This is a genomic window from Acinetobacter sp. YH12239, from assembly GCF_013417635.1.
Taxonomy (GTDB): Bacteria; Pseudomonadota; Gammaproteobacteria; order Pseudomonadales; family Moraxellaceae; genus Acinetobacter.
Genome location: NZ_VPDP01000052.1, coordinates 1 through 1,190 on the forward strand (window position 1 = coordinate 1; position 1,190 = coordinate 1,190).

The 1,190-nt window shown below is 47.9% G+C and carries 1 protein-coding gene; it reads left to right on the plus strand.

Translation table 11 applies throughout. The features are described 5' to 3' along the window. On the plus strand, window positions 1-1,190 hold a 1,190-nt coding region (locus FTV17_RS15420; RefSeq protein WP_218945440.1), incomplete at both ends, for a hypothetical protein.

Sequence of the window (1,190 nt, forward strand, 5' to 3'; positions counted from 1 at the left end):
CTAAAGAAGATGCACAAGCGAAAGTTGATGCACTTCCAGAAGGAGCAGACAAAGACGCACTGGATGCACGCTTAGATGATCTAGTCGACATCACCTTACCAACAGTAAATGATGAAAACGAAGATGGTGTGGATGATGCAGTTGCAGCACTTGAAGAAGCAACAGAGGCAGTAGAGGCGGCTGAAGCAGCATACGCTGCGGTGGAACAAGCGCTGATCGATGCAAATGCCAATGGCCTCATCACTCCAACAGAACTTACTGCACTGACTCAAGCACGTGATGATGCACTCGCTGCGAAAACAGAAGCACAAACAAAAGTGACAGCGTTACCTGAGGCAGTACAAGCAGAAAAAGATGCGCTACAAGGTCGTTTAAATGATCTGGTTGATATCACTTTACCAGCAGTAAATGACGAAGATGAAGATGGTGTTGTTGATGATATTGGTGAAGCTCTAGCAGCGGCTGAAGCAGCAGTAGAGGCGGCTGAAGCAGCATACGCTGCGGCGGAACAAGCGCTGATCGATGCAAATGCCAATGGCCTCATCACCCCAACAGAACTTACTGCACTGACTCAAGCACGTGATGATGCACTTGCTGCGAAAACAGAAGCACAAACAAAAGTGACAGCGTTACCTGAGGTAGTACAAGCAGAAAAAGATGCGCTACAAGGTCGTTTAAATGATCTGGTTGATATCACTTTACCAGCAGTAAATGATGAAAACGAAGATGGTGTGGATGATGCAGTTGCAGCACTTGAAGAAGCGACAGAGGCAGTAGAGGCGGCTGAAGCAGCATATGCTGAGGCAGAGCAAGCACTAGCAGATGCCGAAGCAGATGGTTTAATCACGCCAACAGAACTTGCTGAGTTGACTCAAGCACGTGATGATGCGCTTACTGCTAAAGAAGATGCACAAGCGAAAGTTGATGCACTTCCAGAAGGAGCAGACAAAGACGCGCTGGATGCACGCTTAGATGATCTAGTCGACATCACCTTACCAACAGTAAATGATGAAAACGAAGATGGTGTGGATGATGCAGTTGCAGCACTTGAAGAAGCGACAGAAGCAGTAGAGGCAGCAGAAGCAGCATACGCTGCGGCAGAACAAGCGCTGATCGATGCAAATGCCAATGGCCTCATCACTCCAACAGAACTTACTGCACTGACTCAAGCACGTGATGATGCACTTGCT